The organism is Marinobacter sp. CA1 (assembly GCF_020546665.1).
GTDB lineage: Bacteria > Pseudomonadota > Gammaproteobacteria > Pseudomonadales > Oleiphilaceae > Marinobacter > Marinobacter xestospongiae.
The window spans coordinates 1,200,944-1,223,956 of the sequence record NZ_CP071785.1 but is presented as its reverse complement, the minus strand read 5'-3'; the positions used below and the strand labels follow the sequence as shown (position 1 = coordinate 1,223,956).

Below are 23,013 nucleotides of genomic sequence, written 5' to 3'. Positions count from 1 at the left end.
AGACTCTGAAATGGTTTTCCAAGTGGCCACGGCTGGTAAAGCTCGGCCAAATCCATCCCAGAATACCGCACACCATTCTCAAACGCTATATAGACTCATTTTCACTTAAGTGAACTCTGATTGAGTCTTAAGAACATAAACAACCGGCAAAAAAAACCGCCTGAACGCAGAGCATTCAGGCGGTTCCGTAATCACCGCGCTATGTGACGGCTTTACTCGGAAGCAGCAATCAGACTTGCGTTGCCACCTGCCGCGGTGGTGTCCACACACAGGTGACGCTCGATGACGAAGCGCTGATCCAGGGTCGGCTCGGTAATCAGCGGCAGCAGGGCGCCGTCGCGACGGGCCAGTGCCTGACGGTAGGCCTTGAGCAGATCCTGCTCGGCCACACTCACCACCGCCTCAAAGCCAGCTGCAGACACCAGGGCTTCCGGTGCCAGCAGGCCTTCAGCGCCCACTACCGGCAGGCCGGCATTCGCGGCCTGGCTCACCACGTCGGCAACCCCCGGCGCAATCATCACCACCTTGTTGCCCTGGGACAGTGCCGTTGCGGCCTGCGCCATGGCGGACTCACGGTCCGGCCCCAGGCACAGGATCACACCACGGGCATGGCAGGACAGACGGTTGAGTTCCCCGGTCGGTCCCGGCATTTCTTCATAGCCGGTGTCCAGCGGTGCCGGTACCTTGCCGAAGATCGGCCGCAGGGCCTCAATCCGTGCTTCCGGAGCCAGCGCCTGCTGGCCTTCCAGCTTGTGGATCAGGCCACGCAGCTGCTTGGCATCAACCGCCTTGGCAGAGCTGTCCGTCGCCCGGGACTCGGTCCCGGCTTTCATGAACCGGCGTACATACTGCGGACCACCGGCCTTGGGACCAGTGCCGGACAGCCCCTCACCACCGAACGGCTGGGAGCCCACGATGGCACCGATCTGGTTACGGTTGACGTAGGTGTTACCCACCTTGATACGGCGGGCAATGCGATCCACCCGGTGATCCACCCGGCTGTGGATACCGAACGTCAGGCCATACCCCTTGGCATTAACCGCGTCGACCACCTGGTCGATGTCACGGGCCTCAAACGTGGCCACATGCAGAACCGGCCCGAAGATCTCTTCCTCCAGCTCCTCAATGCCGTTCACCCGAATCACGGTGGGCGCCACAAACAGGCCCTTCTCCGGTACCGGCAGGCGTTTGAGTACCCGGCCCTGCTTGGCGAAGCGATTGCAGTGGGCTTCGATGCGGTCCTTGGAGGCCTGGTCAATCACCGGGCCCACGTCAGTGGACAGCAACCACGGGTTACCAATTCCCAGCTCTTCCATGGCACCGAACAGCATTTCCAGCAGGTGGTCGGCAATGTCTTTCTGGACATACAGCATCCGCAGGGCGGAACAGCGCTGGCCGGCACTCTGGAACGAGGACGCCAGCACGTCGCGCACCACCTGTTCCGGCAGCGCTGTGGAATCGACAATCATGGCATTGAGGCCGCCGGTCTCGGCAACCAGCGGCGCGTCCGGCGCCATCTTCTCGGCCATCACACCGCTGATGCGCTGGGCCGTCGCGGTGGAACCGGTGAAGCACACCCCGGCCAGACGCGGGTCGGAGGTCAGCGCCGCCCCCACAGTGGCACCGGTGCCCGGCAGCAGCTGGATGGCGGCCTTGGGAATACCGGCCTCGTGCATCAGCTCCACCGCCCGTACAGCGATCAGCGAGGTCTGCTCCGCCGGCTTGGCCAGCACCACGTTGCCGGCAGACAGGCAGGCCAGGACCTGGCCAGCGAAGATCGCCAGCGGGAAGTTCCACGGTGAAATACAGCACATGATGCCGTGAGCCTCACCACTGCCCTGGTAACGGATACCTTCGTCAGCGTAGAACTGGGCAAAATCCACCGCCTCTCGGATCTCGGCAATGGCGTCCAGCAGGGATTTACCGGCCTCACGGGTGGTCAGTGCGAACAGCTCGTCGGCGTGAGCTTCGAACAGGTCGCCAACCTTGCGAATGCAGGCACCGCGCTGCTCGGCGGACATCCCGGACCACTCCTGGAAACCACCCTGGGCAGCGGTAATGGCGGCGTCAATATCCGCCTCGGAAGCCTGGGTCACATGCCCGACCAGGTCGTCCGGATCGGCCGGGTTACGCACCATCTGTACTTCGGTGCCCACCGCGTCCACGGCCATAACCGGACCACCGGTCCAGCGGTGACTGCGGTATTCGCCACGGCCACGCTCAACCTCGGCAACGGTGACCGGATCGGTGATGTCCCAGCCCTTGGAGTTACGACGCTCGCTACCGAACAGCGCTTCCGGACGCACGATAGCCTTACTGGCGATGTTGTCGCCCATGGCGACCACCACGTCGATCGGGTCCTGGGCAATCTGCTCGGGGGTGATGCTGGTATCGACGATCTGGTTGACGAACGAGCTGTTGGCACCGTTCTCCAGCAGCCGGCGCACCAGGTACGCCAGCAGGTCACTGTGCGCACCCACCGGCGCGTAGATCCGACAGGGCACGCCGCTTTCGCGGATGACCTGGTCGTGCAGGGATTCCCCCATGCCATGCAGGCGCTGGAATTCGTAGCAGTCACGGCCCTGGGCCATCTCCAGAATTGCCGATACCGAGTGGGCGTTGTGAGTGGCGAACTGCGGGTAAATGCGGTCCGTCATGCCCATCAGTTTCTTGGCACAGGCGAGGTAGGACACATCGCTGCAGGCCTTGCGGGTAAACACCGGGAAGCCTTCCAGACCCATCACCTGGGCACGCTTGATCTCGGCATCCCAGTAGGCGCCTTTTACCAGTCGCACCATGATGCGGCGGTCGAGCTTTTCAGACAGCGCGTAGAGCCAGTCCAGGGTAAAGGAGGCGCGCTTGCCGAAGGCCTGAACCACCACACCAAAGCCGTCCCATCCGGCCAGCTCCGGGTCCACCAGGATTGCTTCGATCACATCCAGGGAGAGGTCGAGACGGTCCGCTTCCTCGGCATCAATGTTGAAGCCCATGTTGGCATCACGAGCCATCTTGGCGAGTTCCAGTGCCCGCGGCACCAGCTCTTCCATCACCCGCTCCTTGTGACCGAACTCGTAACGGGCGTGCAGGGCAGACAGTTTGACCGAAATACCCGGGTTCTTGCGGACATCGCCGGTGCAGGCCGGGCGGATACGGTTGATGGCATCGGCGTAGGCGCGGTGATAGCGCAGCGCATCGGCGTCGGTGCGGGCGGCTTCGCCGAGCATGTCGTAGGAGTAGGTGTAACCCTTTTCCATATAAGACTTGGCGCGATCCTGGGCTTCGTCGATGTCACGACCCAGAACGAACTGACGGCCCATCTCTTTCATCGCCTGGCCGGCAACGGTGCGGACCACCGGCTCGCCCAGGCGTTTGATCATCTTGCGCAGGGTGTCGCCCACGCTCTGGCGCTCAGAGTCTTTCAGCAGGTTGCTGGTCATCAGCAGCGCCAGAGTGGTGGAGTTGATCAAAGACGAAGACGCCTTGCCGACGTGGGCGCCCCAGTTACCAGAGGTGATCTTGTCTTCAATCAGTGCGTGAATGGTCATGTTGTCCGGCACCCGCAGCAGTGCCTCGGCCAGACACATCAGGGCAACGCCCTCTTTTGTGGTCAGGCCGTATTCGGACAGGAATTTTTCCATGATGGTGGGCTTGGCATTGGCCCGCACGGCTCGCACCAGATCCGCAGCGCGGACAGACATGGCCTCGCGTTCTGCCTGGGTGAGCTGGGCTTCCGCAATCAGCCCATGAATCACCTGGTGTTCGTTGGCCAGGTAGTGGTCACGGATGTTTTGACGGCACTCGATCAGATCGGGAGTCACTGACTGCTGCGGGTTCATTGTCATCACCTCATCATTGTTGGTCTCACCGCAGCATTCTACCGATGCACAGAAAGTCGATTTCCCTTTTAGCCCACCAACGACCAGCCACTTGGACTTTATTGATGCCAAAATATCCAGATATGGATTAAAATACTGTGAATTTTAGGCAACCAGACCTTCACCCAAGCACAGGTGCAATCCCCTATGGCCGACCTGGACCGAATCGACCACTCCATCCTGCGGGAACTCCAGAAGAACGGACGCATCACCGTCACTGACCTGGCGTCCCGCGTCGGGCTGTCCAAAACGCCCTGCCAGGTCCGCATGCGACGGCTGGAGGAACAGGGCTACATCACCGGCTACACCGCCCTGGTGGACCAGGCCAAGCTGGGACTGAATCACATCGCCTTTGCCCAGGTCACCCTGAACGACACCAGCAGCAAGGCCCTTACCGCCTTCAATAATGCGGTACGGGACATCGCGGCGGTGGAGCAGTGCCATATGATCGCCAGTAATTTCGATTTTCTGCTGAAGGTCCGTACCCGCAACATGACCGAATATCGCACGGTGCTGGGGGAGCAGATCTCTGCCCTGCCCCACGTGGTGCAGACCAGCACCTTCGTGGTGATGGAGAACGTCAAAGACCGGGGGATGTAGGTCTGCCAAGAAAGCAGAGGAAAAGTTGAAAAGGGAAACAGGAAAGGAAAGTTCAGGCAGCGGGAGCGCCGTCAGCGCCCCGCTGGGATGAGCCTCAGGCCCGGCTGAGAAACTTGCGATCTTCCACGTTGACCTTGATGCGGTCGCCGGTGGAGATATGCTCCGGCACCTGCACCACCAGCCCGGTGGACAGGGTTGCCGGCTTGGTCCGGGCCGTGGCGGAGCCACCCTTGATGGACGGGTCGGTCTCGGTGATTTCCAGCTCCACCGTGGTGGGCAGATCGAGAGCCACCGGTGCGTCACTCACCAGAATGACCATCAGTCCCTGCATGTCTTCAGTGATGAACAGCAGTTCGTCTTCAATGGACTCCTTATTGAGGCTGTACTGGCTGAAATCCTCACTGTCCATGAACACATACTCTTCACCATCCGAATAGGAGAAGGTCGCCGGCCGACGGACCAGGTCCGCCAGATTCAGCATGTCCGAATCCTTGAAGGTCTGGTCAAGCTTGTTGTTGGTCACCACGTCGTACATACGCATGCGGTAGAGGCTACCGCCAGCCCGGCCCTGGGGCACGGACCGTTCAATGTCCTTCACAAAGTAGACCCGGCCGTCATATTCCACCGCCGAGTTCTTCTTGATCTCACTTGCTCTTGGCATCGTCTCTCACTCCTAAACAATCTCGGGGACCATGCATGGCCCTGCGTTGCCGCTTAACGGCGATCTCGGGTAGCTGATATACCACGAAGCCGAGTCACAATCGACTGCCCGGCCCCGATTGCCCTGATTCCGCAGCCTCGTTAAAGTGTTTAGGGAGTCTCGGATTAACTCCGGCACACGGAACGAACCGGCATGATACTAGCAGTAGATGTAGATTACAGAGGCATGACCGCCAGCGTTGCGGGTATTGCCTTTCAGCACTGGCAGGACAGCGAAGCCACAAGCATTTACCAGTCACAGGTCGACAACATCGCCGACTATGTGCCTGGCAGCTTCTACAAACGGGAACTCCCGTGCATCCTCACATTGCTGCGGGAACACGACCTCAAGCCGGACGTGATCATGATTGATGGATACGTGTACCTGGATGGCAAACACCAGCCCGGCCTTGGGAAACACCTTTACGATGCCCTGGACGGCAGAACCATCATCATCGGCGTCGCCAAGAAACCATTCCGGGACATTGGCGACGACTTCGCCCTTTACCGCGGCAACAGCAACACCCCGCTCTATGTAACCGCCGAAGGCATCGAGCAGAACGACGCCTACCAGGCCGTTCAGCGAATGCACGGCAAATACCGCAACCCGACACTGCTGAAGCAAGCCGATCGGGTTTGCCGACGCACAGAGCTCGCAGACTGACAGCCGAATCCTCCGAACATTCGAGCTTAGAAACCAGGGAGCTATGCGAAGAAAACGCCCCAGAAAACCATCCAGACTCAGACGGCTCTTGACCCGGGAAGTGGATGTGGAGTTCAAGAGCCGCAAGGATCAGTCGCTCTATGACTTCATGAAAGAAAGCGGCCAGGACTGGAAGTTCATGGTGCTGTTGATCGGCGTCTGTGTTGTGCTTACGCAGCTTGGCTTCTTTGACAAATAGTGCCTGATAAGAACCTCAGGGAATCTCAGGTTAACTGAATCGTGCCCGATAGGCGCCCGGGGACAGTCCGGTGTGTTTCCGGAACAATCGACTGAATGAGCTGACATCCTCATACCCGACCGCTCGGGTAATGGTCTCGAGACTGTCGCGGCTTGATTCCAGGCGTCGCCGGGCCGCTTCCACCCGCAGCAGCTGCAGGTAATTGGTGGGGGTATCGCCGGTCGCGAGACGGAAGCGACGCAACAGGGAGCGCTCGGTCAAGCCGGCCTGCAACGCCAGGGCCGCCAGTGGCAGGGATTCGTGAAACCGCTGTTCCAGCCAGTCCTGCAACGCCAGGATGGTGTCATCCGAGTGGTAGCGACGGGTTTGCAGGACACTGTAGGGCGCCTGGCTGGTACGCCCGGCATCGATGACGAAAGCCTTGGCCAACTCGCGGGCCACCTGGGCCCCGGCCAGCCGTTCCACCAGATAGACGACCAGGTCCCACCAGGCCATGCCACCTCCGGCACAGGCCACTGGGCCATCCACCGTTACCAGGCTGTCCGGTTGCAGCTGCACCCCGGGGTAGCGCTGTCGAAACTGGTGGCTGAAGCCCCAGTGGGTGGTTGCCCGCCGCCCATCCAGCAGGCCGGCTTCAGCCAGCAGGAAGGCGCCGGTGCAGTTGCTGGCCACCCTCACGCCACCACATTCACCCGCCGCCAACCCGGCCAGCCAGGTCACCAGCGCGCGGTTCTCCGCCAGCACCGCCTCAATCGGCCCGCCAATGGTGGGGATCACCACCAGATCGGTCTCTGTCGCTTCAGCCCATGCCCCGTCTGCCAGCAGACCAATGCCATTGATACAACGGCAGGGGGTTCCATCCCGGGTCAGCAGTCGGGTCTCAAAGTGACGTTGGGGAGCCTCACCGTGAATCCGCGCCCAGGTAACACCGGCAAGCCGGAACAGGTCGATCACGCCGGTGATGGCGCTGGCTAGGGCGCCGTCAAAACCAATCACGGTGATGGTCTGCATGGTGTCTCCGTAGAATCCGATCATGTGGCGGGATTGGCCAATATTATGTCAGAAATGCCGGTTCCGTGTGAGCAGGCAGTATGAGAGGCTTGGTGCCATGCTCAGTAGCCTCCGGCTCCCGGGGGCTCGCCAAGGATCACACCCGGGACACAACTATGACCGATACCCTGATTGATCGCCGCGACCTGGCGTTCCAGCTTTACGATGTGATGGACACGGAAGCCCTGCTGCAACGGGAGCGATTCCGGGATCACAGCAAGGACACCTTCGACGCCGTGATCGAAACCGCCGACCGGATGGCGCGGGAGACCTTCGCCAATCACAACAGCGCTGCCGACAAGGACGAACCCCGTTTCGTCGATGGCGAGGTGCAGATGCTGCCCGAGGTCAAGCAGGCGTTCGACGCCTACGCCGAAGCAGGCTTCCTCGCCGGCCGTTACGACGAGGCGCTGGGCGGTATGCAACTGCCGGAATCCATCATGGCGGCCTGCAATGGCTTCTTCACCGCCGCCAACCCGGGCACTGCCGGCTACCCATTTCTGACCACAGCCGCGGCAAACCTGATCCGCGTCTTCGGCAACGAGCAGCAGCGCAGTACCTTTCTGCCGCCGATGCTGTCCGGCCGGTTCGCCGGCACCATGGCCCTCACCGAACCTCACGCCGGCTCCAGCCTGGCGGATATCCGAACCTCCGCCTCTCCCACCGACCAAGGCCATTACCTGATCAAGGGCGCCAAGATCTACATTTCCGGCGGTGAGCAGTCACTGACGGACAACATCGTTCACATGGTACTGGCAAAGATCAAAGGCGCGCCGGCCGGCGTCAAAGGGATCTCCCTGTTCATCGTGCCCAAGTTCCGGGTCGATGCCGACGGCAGCCGCGGAGAACGCAACGGCGTCAGCCTGGCCGGGCTGATCCACAAGCTGGGCTATCGCGGTACCACCTCCACCGCGCTCAGCTTCGGTGACGACGCGCCCTGTCACGGCTACCTGGTGGGCGAGCCCCATCAGGGCCTGAAGTACATGTTCCAGATGATGAACGAAGCCCGCCTCGGCGTGGGCTTTGGCGCGGCGGTGATAGGCTACCGTGGCTACATGCACAGCCTGGCGTACGCCAAGGACCGCCTGCAGGGCCGCAAGCCCTCGGAGAAGAACCCGGAAAGCCCCCAGGTTCCGATCATCGAACACGCGGATGTGCGCCGCATGCTACTGGCCCAGAAGGCCTACAGCGAAGGCGGCCTGGCCTTGTGCCTGTTTGGCGCCCGGCTGATGGACGACCAGCACACCCACCCCGATCCGCAAAAGCGGGAGGAGGCCGGCAAACTGCTGGATCTGCTCACGCCGGTGATCAAGGCCTGGCCGTCCGAGTACGGTCCCAAAGCCAACGACCTGGCGATTCAGGTGTACGGCGGCGCCGGCTATACCCGGGAATACCCGGTCGAGCAGTGCTGGCGCGACAACCGGCTGAATCCGATCCACGAGGGTACCAACGGCATCCAGGCCCTGGACCTGCTGGGCCGCAAGCTGTGGCAGGACCAGAGCCATGGCCTGCAGATCCTGCTGCAGGAGATGCAGGTGGATCTCAAGGCGGCCACCAGCGAACGCTGCCAGCCCTGGGCGCTGTCCCTGAGCGAAACCCTGCAGCAGGCGGTCAAGGTGACGCAAACCCTCGGTAAGTCACTGATGGGAGGCGATCCCAATCCGGCCCTGGCGAATGCCTCCTGCTATCTGCACCTGTTCGGCAACATCATCGTGGCGTGGATGTGGCTGCGCCAGGCCAACGCCGCCATCGACGGCCTCGTCGCCGCCAACTCCGACGCCGACCGGCATTTCTACAACGGCAAACTGCAGGCCGCCCAGTACTTCTTCCACTGGGAGCTGCCCACCGTCGCTCAGGACCTGGTTCTGCTGCGCAATCAGGACAACACCTGCCTCAACATGCAAAAGGAGTGGTTCTGATGTCACTGGTCAAGGTAGAAAGGCAGGGGCATATCCTGCTGATCGGGCTCAACCGCCCTGACAAAATGAACGCCATGAACCGGGCGATGTACCACCAGATCGCCAGTGCCTATCACCAATTGCAGCATGACCCGGATCTGCGGGTGGGGCTGGTGTACGCCGAGGGGGATCACTTCACCAGCGGTCTGCAACTGGACGACTGGGCCGGGGTATTCGCCAACGGTTCCGGCATTGCGCCCGGCGAAGGTGAGCTGGACCCGTTCCACATCACCGGTGAGGGCCTCACCAAACCGGTGGTGTTCGCCGCCCAGGGCATCTGCTACACCTGTGGCGTGGAAATGATGCTCAACACCGACATTCGCGTGGCTGCCAGGGGCACCCGGTTCGCCCAGCTGGAAGTCAAGCGGGGCATCTTTGCCTGCGGTGGCGCCACCATCCGCCTGCCCAGGGAGATTGGTTGGGGCAACGCCCAGCGCTACCTGCTCACCGGCGACGAGTGGACTGCGGAACAGGCCTACCAGTGGGGGCTGATACAGGAACTGGTGGAACCGGGCGAGCAGTTTCAGGCCGCCCTGGCGATAGCTGAAAAGATTGCCCGGGCAGCACCGCTGGGCGTCAGCGGCAGCCTGGCCTCCTCCAAGCTGGCGGTCAGCGCGGGTCAGGAAGCCGCCAAGCAGCGGCTGTTCCCGGACCTCCAGCCGGTGATGGCCAGCGAGGATGTGAAAGAAGGCATCCAGTCATTCCTGGAACGCCGGGAGGCGGTTTTCCGGGGCTGCTAGCTCCTCACCTCAACGCAAAACTGGCCGGGCCCCACAGGGCCCGGCCGTTCAGCGTTTACCAGCGATAGCTGACATTGGCGACCACTTTGCGGCGTTCGCCGTAGTAGCACTCATCGCTGCCACAGGCCGGCAGGGTTTCGCGATCGGTGAGGTTGCGGACATTCAGGCTGAACAGCCAGTCCGGCAGCTCGTAGCTGACCAGTGCATCCACCAGGGTACTGGACGGCAGCGGCTTCGGCGCCTCTTCCTTGGTGCCGTCATTGGAGCCGGTATAACGCACCCCCAGCCCCAGCTTCAGGCCGTTGTCCAGTCGATAGTCCGACCACACCGACACCTGGTGCTCTGACACCGCCAGGTCCTGTTTGCCAACCTGGGCGGCGTTGGCGCTCTCGGTGACGTCGGCCTTGGGAATCCAGCTGTAGCTGGCATGGAGGTTGAGGTTGTCGACCGGTTCCGCCTGGGCCTCGAATTCGATTCCCCGGATGGTGTTTTCCCCGGTCTGGCGCGGTCCACCGGAACTCCACTCCCACACCACGTAGTCGCTACGGACCGTCTCAAACGCGGCCACGGCGTACCGGGCACGATGTCCCAGAGGCTGGTAACGGGCCCCGAGCTCGTATTGGCGACCGGTTTCCGGCTCGAAGGGCTGCCCGTTCTCCGGATTGATCGTGGTATTGGGCATGAACGATTCGGAATAGCTCAGGTACGGTGCGAAGCCGTTGTCCGCCACATAGACCAGACCCGCCCGACCGGTAAACTCATAGTCGCTGTTGTCACTGCGACTGTTGCTGTTGAAATCCTCATTGTCCACAGAGGCCTGGTCATAGCGCCCACCAACGGTGACAATCCAGCGATCATCGAACTTGGCCTGGTTCTGCAGGTAGATACCAGACTGGTGCAGCCGGGTTGTCCCATTAATGAAAGGATCAGCCAGTTCGACGCTCGCGCCATACCGGGGTGCGTATAGGTCCAGCGGCGCCACGGTGCCGCCGTAGTTTGCCAGCACGTCCATCCGGGTGTACTGGTAGTCCCAGCCCAGCACCGTGGTGTGGTCCCAGCGGCCCAGTCGGGTCTCTGCCAGCAAGCGGGTATCAACCGTCACCGAAGTGGCTTCCTCATCGCTGGCAAACGGTGTCCGGTTCACCACCCGGAAGTTCTCGGCGGCCGCCGGGTCCGCTTCGTTCTGGGTGACCCATCCGTTGGACCAGATCACACCGTAGTCCAGATCAAAGGTACCGTAACGGGCGTTTTGCTGGACTCGCAGAGAATCGGTCAGATAGTGCTCGAACTCATACCCCAGCATCCACTGGTCCTGATGGTACCGGTTGAAATCCGGCTCCCCCAACAAGGTGGAAATCGGAATGTCGCCGTTCGGGTTCTCCAGCAGCGTGCCTTCGGTTGGGTAGCCATGCCAGACCGCGCCGGTTCGCTCACGCATGTACTGGCTCAGCAGGGTCAGCCGGGTATCGTCATTGGGCTGCCAGGTCAGTGACGGGGCCAGGAACAGGCGATCATTCTCCAGATCAGCCGTAGACAGTTCGGCATCTCGCAGCAACCCGGTAACGCGGTACAGCCACTGCCCCTCCTGATCCAGGGCGCCCGTGACATCCAGCGCCAGCTGCTTGTGATTGTGACTGCCCAGTTGTGCACGGATCTCATTGGGGCCATCGGCTTCCGGGCGCTTGCTCACCAGATTGACCACCCCACCGGGGCCGCCCTGGCCGTACAGCGTGGAGGAGGGGCCTCGCAGCAGCTCGATCCGCTCCAGACCGTAGTTTTCGGTTTTCCAGAGCCCCCAGTTACCGCTGTTCCGCAGTTGCAGACCGTCCAGATAGAAGCCGGGGGAATAGGCGTCTGCGCCCCGGATGTAGAGCCAGTCGTAGTGCGACTGGTCCCCCCAGGGTGCGGTGTTGACCCCGGGGGCGTAGGTCAGCGCATCCGCCAAACTTTCACTGCCGATAGCATCGACAAAGTCCGCCGTCAGCACCGAGATCGACTGGGGCGTTTCCATCAGCGGAATATCGGTCTTGGTGGCTGAGGCGGTGCGATGAGCGACGTAGCCCTCCACCGAACCCAGAGCAATCTCCTGAACCGCTTCGGCACTGATGGTCAGAGCCGGCAGTTGGCGCCGGGAACTCTCCGCCGCGCCGCGCTTGACCGAATAACCACCGGACTCCGTACGGCTGACCACACAGCCGGTGCCCGCAAGCGCCTGCCGGATCGCCTGCTCAACCGAATAGCTGCCCGCCACTCCCTGGCTTTGCAGGCCGCCGACCTGAGCAGGATCAAACGACAGCGTGATCCCGGCCTGACGGGCCAGTTGATTCAGTACCGACGACAGGGCACCGGGCGCAACATTGAACGACGCCTGGTGTGCTTCGGCGGCCGGACTCTCGGCCATTACCGGCACCGCCATGCCCAGCCCGGAAGCGGCAATGGCAACGGCCAGCAATGAGCTGCGGTGAATCCTGATTGTCCCGGAAGGACGAGGAGAAAACGTGACTGGCATTGGAGCACCTCGACGATGAGTTTCGATTTCGATTCGATGTACTACTTAGTCGAAGCGCCCCATGCTCAGGGGACAAGCAAATGCGAATTATTTATCTTCAGCTTCTACCAACGGAGACCCAGTACGGTGTGACCCGGGTCACCTGAAGATCAAAAACCGCCTCCAGCACTTCCAGCGCTTGATCGCTTTTATCGGTCAGGAAGACCCCGGAAACCTCTAGGTTCGCCACCGCATCATCGCAACGCAACAACCCGGGACGGTAGCGAGCCAATTCGGCGAGAAACGCCCGGAGCGGCCAACGGTCAACAATCAGCTCACCACGACGCCAGGCCAGGGCATCAGGCGCCAGCGCCTCAACCTGGCCGGCCCGACTGGCGGTAAAGAGACAGCGCTGGCCATCACCCAGCAGGGCCGGTTCCGCTCCGGACGCCGGCTCAACCACCACCCGATCTTTCGCGACACAGACCTGGTCGGCATCCGCCAGACAGCGCACCGAAAACTCGGTACCAAGGGCCCGCACCCTGCCCTGGTCGGTCACCACCGATAAAGGTCTGACGGCATCCGGACCGGTGGCTACAAACACTTCTCCCTGGTAGAGCCGGATCTGGCGCTGCCGCTCATCAAACTGCACATCCAGAGCAGTGGCCGTGTTGAGGATCAAGGTGCTGCCATCGTCCAGCACCAGCGTCCGCTGTTCGCCGATGTCACTGCGGTAGTCCGCCAACCAGAGGTGACGCTCACGAACGGCGTATCCCAGCGGCAGCACCACACCGAATCCGGCCAGGGCCTTGAGCACGGCCCGGCGACCGACACGGGGCCGGGCCAGCACCGGTGCCGCCAGTCCCGCCGGCACCCGCTCGAAATCCTGGTTCAGCTGACAGGCCGCCTGCCATACCCGCTCGTGCTCAGGGCTTGACTGATACCAGGCCTGGAAAGCCTGCTGCTCATCGTCCGCGAGCGGGCCGTGATCCAGTCGCACCAGCCAGTCCGCGGCCTGCTGCAGCAGTATCTGGCGATCCACGGTCACACCATCAGATCCAGACATAGGACAAACGCCTGTTGCATGTATCGTTTCACGGTTCGTTCAGACACCTTCAGTTGGTCACCGATCTCGGCATAGGTCAGCCCCTCCAGGCGGGACAGCAGAAACGCCTGGCGAACCGGGCCCGGCAGTTGCCCCAACAGTCGATCCAGCCGTTGCAGGGTTTCCAGAATGATTTCCCGTTCTTCCAACGGGAGGGTGCAGGTATCCGCCCGTTGCGCCAGAGCCTCCTGATAGGCCTGCTCCACCGCCCTGCGCCGAAAGAGGTCTATCATCAGGCTGTTTGCAGCCATGCGAAGGTAACGGCGCGGATAACTGATGGAGAAACACTGATCTTTCTGCTGCTTGTGAATGACCCGAAGGAACGTTTCCTGGGCCAGATCCGCAGCCATCTCCGAGCAGCCGGTCTGCCTGCTCAGCCACCGCTGAAGCCAGTCATGATGGCCAGTGTAGAGAGCGTTGATATCCCGTCGTTGTGCCAATTCATCGGCGGCCATAGCCTTCTCCCGCATACAACATGTCGCGGATTAGAACACAAACAGGAACGATTCGCATCAACAGCTTTTTGATCAGCGTGTGTCGATCATGGGTATTCAGGTGTCACGCCGCCTGGACTGTGTACCAGCCGGCGTGACCGCCAAGGCGATGATCAGAGGGTCTGGAGGTAGGTCGCCACCGCCGCAATGTCGTCCTCGGACAAACCGCTTGCGATGCCGATCATCGGCGAGCTGGAGCTGGCCGGGTCCATATCCTGGAACCGGTTGAGGGCATTGCGAACGTACTCCGCTGGCTGCCCTGCCAGCCTGGGCATGTTGCGGAAACCCTCAGCAGCGCGGCCATGGCAATTGGTGCACACGGAGGCAAACACCTCGGCACCGGCTTCCACCTGCCCGGCGTTATCAGCCTGCCGCGCCCTTGCCTCCTGCTCGCTGTAGTAGACCGCTATGTTGATGCGATCTTCCAGCGTCAGGATCTTCGCCAGCCTGGACATGACATAGTCTTCCCGGGTGCCGTCGGCGAATTTCTCAAACTGCTCGAACAGGTACAGCGGGTGCTGTGCCGCCAGGTTGGGAATGTAGTCCCGCTTTGAGTTGCCATCTTTACCGTGACAGGAAGCACAGAAGGTAATCCGCTCAAGGCCTGCCTGGTAACTGGCTTCATGCAGCTCCGGATTACCCAGGATCTGGTTCACCTTGGCCATGGCCTCGTTGACGGTAGACTCCGCGTGCGCCATGGACGCCAGACCGAAACATCCGATTATCAGTCCGTAAAACCAGTTCCTTTGAACCATTGAATACCTCGCTATGCTAATGGATAGCAGGTTAGCCCCTCCGAATTGAGACAAACTTGTCTTACATCAATTCATTGCAAGAAAGCGTCCCTGGGAAAGCGACTTCAACCGACGTCGGATCAAAGTGGCTAATTCCTTACCATGCTAAGCATATTTCACTTCACATCAATGGCAATCCAACCCCATCGCACGTTGGCGCTTCGGTAATGCCTGGCCTACCCTTTAACTGATCACTTATTAACCACCCAGTTCTGCCGTAATTTGATACTCGGGCGGGCGGAAACGCATTTGGATCATCGACACCTCGACCCACCTACTCACGCAAATCAGCAAACAAGGAGCCAATCAGATCCCTGCCAACAAGTGACCACAGCATGGACCGACGGATTGGACTCATAGGAGGAGCCCTAATGAAACACCCCCATACCCTGTTCGCATCGTCAGCTTTTCTCGCGTTAACTGTCTCAGGCGGGAGCGTTTTTGCAACCTGTGTACCAGAGCCATACATTGGCTCAGTTTGCACAACCGCAGCCAACTTCTGCCCGAGGGGCTATAAAGAGGCTGCCGGGCAGGTACTTCCTATCTCCAGCTATACAGCCCTGTTTTCATTAATCGGAACACAATATGGTGGCGACGGCAGAAGCACCTTTGCTTTACCTGATTACCGTGGACGCAGCGGTATCGGGCAGGGCACTGGTCCAGGCCTGCAACCAGTGCGGCAAGGTAACATGGCGGGCAGGGAGTTCATTACCCTAACTCTGGCCAACCTGCCTACACACAGTCACGCCGCCTCGATCACTAGCCTCGGCAATGTCGACGTCACCATTCCGGTGCTACCGAATTCGGGCAGCAATACCGTGACCCCCTCTTCCACACAGAACTACCTCGCCGCTTCACCAGGTGGACCCAGTGCAGCCGCGATATGGGCTGCCGCAGCCTCGGATCATCTGGCCAATGTAGGAGGCGTAACCACCAGCGTCAGTGGTTCCGGTACTGTGGCGGTAGGCAATGCCGGCATGGGCCAGGACTTCAATAACCGACCGCCCCAGGTTGCCATGCGTTATTGCGTTGCAATGACCGGGATTTTTCCACCCAGAGACTGAAGTCAGCGGCTCAGATCGATTGAGCCGCTACAGTTCGCAACCAATGGGTGATCTTCGTCACACAATGAAACACAAAGACCACCACATTCACCGTGTCCCAGCGACAAAAACTATCTAAATTTTAAGCATCACTAAAGTGCACGATCCAATATAGGCCGCAAGCCTCCCTGCCGCTGCTCGTCCGCCACCAGCTCTGAGACGACCACATTCAGGAGAATTCAGTATGCGGAGAGTTCAGGATGCCTCAAGCAACCCGGCGTACGACACTTGATACAACGCAGCTGGATGGGATGTGTGTGTTCCCTCAGCGACACAGCAAGGACAGGCATTGCTTGGTAATTTCACAATCGATGCCAGTAGTTTCTGCCGACCTAGGGCCGACACGTTGAAGCAATTTGGTCAGTGCGAGCAGAAGGCTTTTTGGTTTCACAGTTGCAACACCGCACGAGTCGATGCCGGACATAAGGTTAAGCAGAATGACTAATCCGACCTTTGCATCCTGATAGTTCTCGACCTGGCTACTGAAAAGAGATTAAACGAGGGAAGCGTAATGCCATTGTTATCACCTAACTCTAGCAATCAAGTCACCTTTATTGACGCCAGTCTTCCGGACTATCAACGCTTGATCAATGGCCTACCCGAAGGCATGGAGTTTGTACTGGTCGCCCCGTATCAGGACGGTATCCAAGTCATGACCGACTGGGCGCAAGCACATTCCGGTTACAGCGCCATTCATATTCTTGGACATGGCACATCTGGTGCCCAGCAACTAGGTAGTGCCACCCTCTCCAGTGACGCACTGGCGATGTATCAGAATGAGCTGGCTCAAATAGGCAGCGCCCTGGCCGAGGACGGCGACATTTTGTTATATGGTTGTAATGTAACATCCAACCAAACCGGTATCGAATTTATCCGTGAACTGGCAAAAGCAACAAGCGCGGATATTGCGGCTTCAAATGATTTGACCGGTGCTAAGAACCAAGGCGGCGACTGGAATCTTGAAAATGGCGCGGGTGAAATAAACTCATCACCTTTAGTGCTAAATAATTTCCAGAACACTCTGTTTTCAGGCACCATTACTTTTACAGAAGAAGGCTACACAAACGCAACAGCTGCGACAGATGGAGAAGGCGGTTCTGCAGACATCGCAGGTATTGAAATTGAAATCTATGGCATAAGCGACATCAGTGGAACGTCTACAGGAAATGGCGTCAAATATATCGATGGTGATACACCCAATTGGGGAGGTTACCCTGCCATTCTTCTTTCTGGTGGGAGCGATTATGATAATGGCTACAAAGGGATGGCAATAAAAAGTCAAGATGGGAGCGAGTTTTCAATCGTCTCACTTGATTTTCACGATGCCTGGTGGATGGGAGCAGATTTTCTTATAAAAGGGTTCAAAGATGGCACAGCAACCGGAGCCGGGGTTCAGTTTACAGGAAATACCAATGATTCCTACATCAACCTTTCGCAAGCAGATGAATTAACGCCTTCAGAGTTCCAAGATATTGACGAAATCAGGATTTATGGAGTAGGTGGAAATTACGGTCCATCTGTCAATAACATTCAAATCTCTGATCCAGTCGCCCCGAACAACGCCCCTACTCTGGGCGGCCCCCCCGCTGACGATACGGCCACCGAAGACGTGGCCACCGCCATTGATTTGTCGGCTTATAACGTATCCGATGCGGACGGCGACACCATCACCCTGACGCTGGTCGTAGATCGCGGCTCCATCGCGAGCACCGATGGCAATGGCACCACCGCAGGCGTCACCGTTGCCAACTCCGGCACCTCCAGCATGACGCTGCAGGGCAGTGCCGCCAATCTCAACACCTACCTGAACGATACCAGCAAGATTACGTTCACCACGGCCGCTGACGATACAACGGCAGCCACCCTGACCGTCACACCAAACGATGGCACGGAAAACGGCACCGCGGACACAGTGAACATCACCATCTCTGCCGTGAACGATGATCCGACGGTAACAGGGTTGGCGAGCGACATTACGTTTACGGAAGATACCCAGGGCAATGTGGATCTGTCTGCGGCGACCTTCGCGGATGTGGACAGCAGCAACGTCACCGTCACCCTCACGGCCAGCGAAGGCACCTTCGCGACCCCCGCCGATGGCGCCGGTGTTGGCGGAGGTGTCACAGAAACACTGGTCAACGCCACTACCATCACCCTGGTTGGAACGGCTGCAGACATCAACACCTACCTGGACACGGCCAGCAACATCCAGTGGACGGGAGCCAGCAACGACAGTGGCAACGATGCCTCCACTTTCACTGTCACGGCCAATGATGGCGATGGCTCGGGTGATGTCGCCCACGGCACCATCAACGCCGACATCACCGCCGTCAACGATGACCCGACAGCGACAGGGTTGCCGACCGATCTCACCTTTACCGAAGACACTCAGGGCAATGTGGATCTGTCGCCCGTTTCGTTTGCGGATGTGGACAGCGCCACCCTCACCGTGACCCTCACGGCGAGCGAGGGCACCTTTGCCGCCCCCGCCGATGGCGCCGGTGTTGGCGGCGGCGTCACAGAAACACTGCTCAACGCCACTACCATCACCCTGGTTGGAACGGCTGCAGACATCAATACCTACCTGGACACGGCCAGCAACATCCAGTGGACGGGGGCCAGCAACGACAGTGGCAACGACGCCTCCACCTTCACCGTCACCGCCAATGATGGAGACGGCTCGGGCAACGTTGCCCTCGGCAGCGTCAACGCCGACATCACCGCAGGTAACGATGCGCCAAGTTTGGATGCCGCTCAGTCGCCGGTATTAACCGCCATCGACGAAGACGCCGGTGACGACGATGGCTCTGGTGCCGATGGAGATGACGACGGTGCCAACAACGCCAATAACCCGGGCACCAGCGTGGCAGCTATGGTGGTCGATGGCTCGATTACCGACGTCGATGGCGGTGCGGCGGAAGCCATTGCCGTGACTCAGGTCGATAACACCAATGGTATTTGGCAATACAGCACCGACAACGGCACCAGTTGGAATAACTTTTCCGGCACCACTGGCAGCAGCGTCGATCTTACCGCGACAGCACGGTTGCTCGATGGCAGCTTGGGCGGCGGCAGTACTCAGCTAATTCGCTTTGTGCCCGATGCTAACTACAGCGGCACGGCCACCATTACTTTTCACGCCTGGGATAAAACCTCCGGCAGCGCCGGCGGCACCGCAGATGCCTCAACGGTTGGCAACGCAACGTCGTTTTCCACCGCCTCAGATACCGCCAGTGTGACCATTAATGCGGTGAACGACGCACCGGTATTTACCGGTCTGGATGGCACACCCAGCTATACCGAAGGCGCCGCGGCGGTGCCGCTGGATGCCAACGCCACCATCAGCGATCTGGAGCTGGATGCTTTAAACGGCGGCAACGGCGATTATTCCGGCGCCAGCCTTACGATTGCCCGCAATGGCGGCACCGATGCGTCGGATCTGTTCAGTGTGCTCAGCGGTGGCAATTTGACCGTCGCCGGCGGCCCCAATGGCGGTGGTACCGTCTCGGCTGGCGGTAACGTGATTGCCACCATCGCCAATACCGGCAACGGCCAGTTGCAACTGAGCTTTGCCGACAACGGCACCACACCCACCACCGCACTGGTAAATGAAGTGTTGCAAGCGATTCGCTACAGCAACAGCAGCAATGACCCAGCTACCAATGTTCAACTGGACTTTACCGTCAGTGACGGCGCAGCCAACGGCACAGGCTCCATTACGGCGACCCTCACCGATGTCAACGATGCCCCCAGCGTGACCGCCACCGGCGGCAATCCCACCTTTGTTGAAGGTGGTGGTGCGCAGGATCTGTTCAACACCGTCAGCACCGATACCGTCGAAACCGGGCAGACCTTCAGCGGGCTGACCCTGACCGTCACCAACGTCGCCGACGGCTCTGACGAAATCCTGTCGTTCGATGGCTCAGATATAGCTATCACCAACGGCAACTCGGTCAACACAGCCACCAATGGCCTAACGACCAATGTGTCAGTGACCGGCAGCACCGCCACGGTCTCGTTCACGGGTGCCACGCTGTCAGAAGCGCAGCTGCAAACCCTGATCGACGGTCTGACTTACCGCAACAGCTCAGATAACCCCACCACCGCTGGCAACCGTGTCGTCACCATCACCAGCGTTACCGACAGTGGCGGCACAGCCAATGGCGGCAGCAACGCAGCCACGCCGAACCTCACCTCCACGGTTTCGCTGACCGGTGTGAACGATGCGCCGGTAGTGAGCAATGTGTATACCGAGACCAGCCAAGTGGTGGCCGGTAACGGTGCTCAGGCGCTAAGCGGCTTTGCCGACGCCGCCGTCGCCAATGTGGATAGCGCCGACTACAACGGTGGTTTTATCACGTTGGCGCAAACCTCTGGCACCGCCAATGGCAACTGGTTTGTTGACGGTACCACTGTGACCTCAGGCGGCGATGCTACCGTCAGCGCGGGGGAGACCATTCAGGTATCAGGCACCTCGATTGGTACCGTCGACGGCACCGACGACGGCCAGGGCGGTAACGACTTCACCATCAATTTCGGCGCCAATGCCACCAATGTCCGTGTACAGACGCTGCTGCAACAGCTGCAGTACGATGCACCGTCGGCCTTGGGCGATCGCGGTTTTACCCTGACTCTGAACGACGCCGATGGTAGCGCCAACGGTGGTGATGCCGACGACAGCGGCAACTTTACCATCAGAGTCACGCCCAACCCGCCGGCCATTGGCAATCTGGATGGTGACAGTGTGAATGCCGCCGAAGAAGGTGGTGCGGTGTTCCTGGACGCCAGTACCAACGCCACCCTGACGGATGCCGACTCGGCCAACTTTAATGGCGGCTCGGTCGCCGTCAGCGTGACCGCCAATGCCGATGCCACCAGCGATGTGCTGTCCGTCAACACCGATGGCGTGGTCAGTCTGGCCGGCACCACCATGGGTTCCAATGTGTCGGTGTCTGGGACCGTCATTGGCACATTGGCCAATAACATCGCTGCCGGTAATGATTTTGTGGTGAACCTCAATGCCAATGCGACGCCGGCTCGAATTCAGTCATTGCTGCAAGCGTTGACCTTTGAAGCCACAGGTGAGAACCCCGCAGAATCCACCCGGACAGTACGCGTTACCGTGTCGGACAGCCAGGCCATCGATACCGCGGACGTCAGCGTGGTAGTCACCGCGGTCAACGATGCCCCGCAGCTGGCCGGCTTAATCAGCGACGTCAGCTTCACTGAAGACACCGCCGCCAATCTGGATCTGTCTGCGGCGACGTTGTCCGACGTCGACACCACCGGCAACGTAACCCTGACCTTAACCGCCAGTGCCGGTACCCTCGCCGCCGCCAGCGGTGGCGGTGTGACCGTCGGCGGCAGCACCACCGCCGCCCTGACGCTGACCGGCACCATTGCCGATATCGATGCCTATATCAATGGCACCAACCTTACCCATACGCCGGCTGAAAACCTGGCCGGCAGCGATGTCGCCACCGTCAGCTTAAGCATTAACGACGGCGGCACGGACACCGCCTTGGGCAGCGTCAACATCGACATTACCCCCGTGAACGACGCGCCTACCGCCGCCGATGATACGGTCAATATCAGCTACAACGGCGCTCATACGTTTACCACCGCGGACTTTGGCTTTAGCGACGTTGATACCGGCGATAGCCTGCAATCGGTGCGCATCGATACCATACCGGCGGACGGCAGCCTGACCTTCAATGGCAACGCGGTGGCCAACGGCGACATCATCACCGCCACCGACATCACCAACGGCCTGCTGGTGTTCAGTCCCGCCAACGGCGCTTCCGGCAACGGCTACGCCAGCCTGGTGTTCAGCGTTAATGACGGCACCGAGTTCGCGGCAGCCAGCAACACCCTGACCCTGGATGTGGGCAACCCACCGCCACCTCCGCCACCTACACCCACACCTGATCCGGAACCAGAGCCCGACCCCGAGCCTGATCCTGACCCGGAGCCAGATCCCGAACCGGACACCGACGGCGACGGCATCAGTCAGGAAGAGGAAGCCGGCGTACCGTCCCTCGACGGCAACGGCCAGGGCGATGGCAACGGCGACTCCGTACAAGATACCGAACAGGCCAACGTTGCCTCGCTGCTGTTCCTGGAAACCGACACCGCCCAGAGCAACCCCGGCGATGCGCCGGCAACCTACATCACCCTGGCAACAGGCAGCGGCAACAACGCCCTGACCAACCTGGTGCAGCTGGACGCCCCGGCGGATCGGCCGGACGACCTGGAGATGCCCCTGGGCCTGCTGGGCTTTGAGGCCACGGTGGACGAAGGTGACGCCGTTACCTTCGAGCTGTTCATCGCTGGCAGCCTGAACGTCAACGGTTACTGGAAGCAGGATGGCAGCGGTGAGTGGGTCAACCTCGCCAGCGAGTCCTACGGCGGCAGCATGACGCAGGTGAATGATCGCCTGCTGCTGACCTTCGCCATCGAAGACGGCAGTGAGTTCGACGACGACGGCCAGGTCAACGGCGTGATCCTCGACCCGGGCGCCCCTGGCTTCCGGCCACTGGCACCGGAGCCGGACCCCGAGCCAGAGCCCGTTGAACCGCCGGGGCCCTTTGATGGCCTGGATGTCAGCGACTACTTTGACTGGGCGACTTTTGGTTAGATTCACCCTTATCAGAGCAGCAGGGCTTATCAGGACAACGGAGCTCATCAGAACAACGGGGCTCAGGGACGAGCCAAATGAACCAACCAACGTCGCTGGCGGTCACAGAACCATTATGGGTCGTAGAGCCGCTTGCCTATGCTGATTACCGTTGCCCGTTACAGCCTGCCGTACGAGGCCCATTTGGCCAGAGCGCGACTGGAGGCGGAGGATATTCCCGCCTTCGTGATGGACGAGCACACCATCAACATGCAATGGCTGTACTCCAATGCCCTTGGTGGCGTGCGCCTGCAGGTTCCACAGGGCTTTGAGGCAGACGCGGCGGCGGTGTTGGCGGAGAACCGTGAACCAGACCTGGAGGACCTTGAACCGACCTCCTCCACTCGCTGCCCCTATTGCGGCAGCTGTGACACCCACTATCACCAGATTGGCCGTCGGTGCGCATTCCTGGTGTTTCTGGGCATCCAATTTCCGCTTTTTCCGGTGCGTGCCGGTATCCGCTGTGAGAGCTGCGGCCAGATCTCAGAAACCGAGAACAACCCTGGTTGAGATCGGCTCAACCGACGCT

The 23,013-nt window shown here is 60.2% G+C and carries 15 protein-coding genes and 1 pseudogene; 9 read left to right on the top strand and 7 right to left on the bottom strand.

Annotated elements, in window-relative coordinates; all coding sequences use genetic code 11:
* Nucleotides 1–212: 212 nt before the first annotated feature.
* Nucleotides 213–3,836, bottom strand: a complete 3,624-nt coding sequence (gene putA / locus J2887_RS05700) for a bifunctional proline dehydrogenase/L-glutamate gamma-semialdehyde dehydrogenase PutA (RefSeq protein ID WP_227174871.1) — start codon at nucleotides 3,834–3,836, stop codon at nucleotides 213–215.
* A 186-nt stretch (nucleotides 3,837–4,022) separates the two neighbouring features.
* Between putA and J2887_RS05695 the strand changes: the two genes are divergently transcribed.
* Nucleotides 4,023–4,475, top strand: a complete 453-nt coding sequence (locus J2887_RS05695) for a winged helix-turn-helix transcriptional regulator (RefSeq protein WP_227174869.1) — start codon at nucleotides 4,023–4,025, stop codon at nucleotides 4,473–4,475.
* A gap of 94 nt (nucleotides 4,476–4,569) precedes the next feature.
* Here J2887_RS05695 and yeiP read toward each other — a convergent pair whose 3' ends face one another.
* Entirely contained in the window at nucleotides 4,570–5,136 is a 567-nt protein-coding gene (gene yeiP / locus J2887_RS05690; protein WP_227174867.1) for an elongation factor P-like protein YeiP, read from the bottom strand.
* Between the two features lie 192 nt (nucleotides 5,137–5,328).
* On the opposite strand from yeiP, the gene J2887_RS05685 reads away from it, so the two are divergent.
* On the top strand, nucleotides 5,329–5,838 hold the full coding sequence (locus J2887_RS05685; RefSeq protein WP_227174863.1) for an endonuclease V: 510 nt from the start codon (nucleotides 5,329–5,331) through the stop codon (nucleotides 5,836–5,838).
* Between the two features lie 106 nt (nucleotides 5,839–5,944).
* On the top strand, nucleotides 5,945–6,076 hold the full coding sequence (locus J2887_RS21720) for a hypothetical protein (protein WP_267461612.1): 132 nt from the start codon (nucleotides 5,945–5,947) through the stop codon (nucleotides 6,074–6,076).
* 30 nt (nucleotides 6,077–6,106) lie between these two features.
* On the opposite strand, the gene J2887_RS05680 is transcribed toward J2887_RS21720, so the two are convergent.
* Nucleotides 6,107–7,087, bottom strand: a complete 981-nt coding sequence (locus tag J2887_RS05680; protein ID WP_227174860.1) for a GlxA family transcriptional regulator — start codon at nucleotides 7,085–7,087, stop codon at nucleotides 6,107–6,109.
* A gap of 155 nt (nucleotides 7,088–7,242) precedes the next feature.
* Here J2887_RS05680 and J2887_RS05675 point away from each other — a divergent pair, with 155 nt between their 5' ends.
* The gene (locus J2887_RS05675; RefSeq protein ID WP_227174857.1) at nucleotides 7,243–9,045 is read left to right on the top strand and encodes an acyl-CoA dehydrogenase; all 1,803 of its coding nucleotides are present in this window, start codon (nucleotides 7,243–7,245) and stop codon (nucleotides 9,043–9,045) included.
* Nucleotides 9,045–9,824 carry a crotonase/enoyl-CoA hydratase family protein gene (locus J2887_RS05670; RefSeq protein WP_227174849.1) on the top strand — a complete coding sequence of 260 codons (780 nt, stop codon included), beginning with the start codon at nucleotides 9,045–9,047 and terminating at the stop codon, nucleotides 9,822–9,824. The genes J2887_RS05675 and J2887_RS05670 overlap by 1 nt, the downstream gene beginning before the upstream one ends.
* 55 nt (nucleotides 9,825–9,879) lie before the next feature.
* Here J2887_RS05670 and J2887_RS05665 read toward each other — a convergent pair whose 3' ends face one another.
* The 4 genes from J2887_RS05665 to J2887_RS05650 form a co-directional block, all read right to left on the bottom strand.
* Entirely contained in the window at nucleotides 9,880–12,276 is a 2,397-nt protein-coding gene (locus J2887_RS05665; protein ID WP_227174848.1) for a TonB-dependent siderophore receptor, read from the bottom strand.
* A 154-nt stretch (nucleotides 12,277–12,430) separates the two neighbouring features.
* Nucleotides 12,431–13,378, bottom strand: a complete 948-nt coding sequence (locus J2887_RS05660; RefSeq protein ID WP_227174845.1) for a FecR domain-containing protein — start codon at nucleotides 13,376–13,378, stop codon at nucleotides 12,431–12,433.
* Nucleotides 13,357–13,872, bottom strand: a complete 516-nt coding sequence (locus J2887_RS05655) for a sigma-70 family RNA polymerase sigma factor (RefSeq protein ID WP_227174843.1) — start codon at nucleotides 13,870–13,872, stop codon at nucleotides 13,357–13,359. Before J2887_RS05655 ends, J2887_RS05660 begins: the two co-directional genes overlap by 22 nt.
* Nucleotides 13,873–14,024: 152 nt before the next feature.
* Complete coding sequence (locus J2887_RS05650; RefSeq protein ID WP_416381910.1) at nucleotides 14,025–14,576, bottom strand: c-type cytochrome; 552 nt, start codon at nucleotides 14,574–14,576, stop codon at nucleotides 14,025–14,027.
* 500 nt (nucleotides 14,577–15,076) lie between these two features.
* Here J2887_RS05650 and J2887_RS05645 point away from each other — a divergent pair, with 500 nt between their 5' ends.
* From J2887_RS05645 to J2887_RS05630, 4 genes and pseudogenes are all read left to right on the top strand, one after another.
* Entirely contained in the window at nucleotides 15,077–15,769 is a 693-nt protein-coding gene (locus J2887_RS05645) for a phage tail protein (protein ID WP_227174838.1), read from the top strand.
* 550 nt (nucleotides 15,770–16,319) lie between these two features.
* Nucleotides 16,320–16,802 (top strand): annotated as a pseudogene (locus tag J2887_RS21815) (DUF4347 domain-containing protein); the annotation flags it as partial.
* Nucleotides 16,803–17,417: 615 nt separating this feature from the next.
* A complete protein-coding gene (locus J2887_RS05635; RefSeq protein ID WP_227176055.1) occupies nucleotides 17,418–22,445 on the top strand; it encodes a beta strand repeat-containing protein in 5,028 nt (1,675 codons plus the stop codon).
* A 138-nt stretch (nucleotides 22,446–22,583) separates the two neighbouring features.
* Nucleotides 22,584–22,994: a DUF2007 domain-containing protein gene (locus J2887_RS05630; RefSeq protein ID WP_227174835.1), complete on the top strand. Its 411-nt coding sequence runs from the start codon at nucleotides 22,584–22,586 to the stop codon at nucleotides 22,992–22,994.
* Nucleotides 22,995–23,013: the final 19 nt, after the last annotated feature.